This window comes from Dellaglioa sp. CoH-55-MRSF-7, from assembly GCF_056782235.1.
In genome coordinates this window covers 1-402 of the sequence record NZ_JBXAYI010000075.1, presented here as the reverse complement: position 1 = coordinate 402, position 402 = coordinate 1, and the positions used below count along the sequence as shown (strand labels likewise).

The 402-nt window shown below is 53.2% G+C and carries 1 protein-coding gene; it reads right to left on the bottom strand.

From position 1 onward, the window contains the following. Window positions 1–191, bottom strand: a 191-nt coding sequence (locus AC1RPU_RS07925; protein WP_481769633.1) for a hypothetical protein, incomplete at its 3' end; no start/stop codon positions are given. Between the last annotated feature and the right edge of the window lie 211 nt (window positions 192–402).

The following is a 402-nucleotide window of genomic DNA, read 5'->3' as shown; positions in this document are numbered from 1 at the left end:
AGAATACGCAGATCGTTTTCGTGGGCCTCGGCACCCACTGCCAAGATGGGCAGTGCACAGCGCGAAGTGATATCGGGGCCGTACTTTTGTTGCACATCCCAGTCCACGAGACACAGGTGCGTGCCCAGCGCGCGGATCACGACCGCGAGTTCTACGCGCTCGCCCTCAGCATACATATTGACGTTCAACATGACTCTCCTTTATTTGAATCGCAAAATTACGTAGACGGGCCACGAGTTGTGTTCGTCGTGCCTGTATTTGAGTTCCTGAACTATACAGTACTTTCCACGTATCTGCAACTCCCAATCATACGAATACCCGTAGCGGTTCAGCACCATTGGCTTATACCGCAGCCTACGCCGTCGCATGTTCATGATCAGTAGCACGAAAGCGATGCCGACG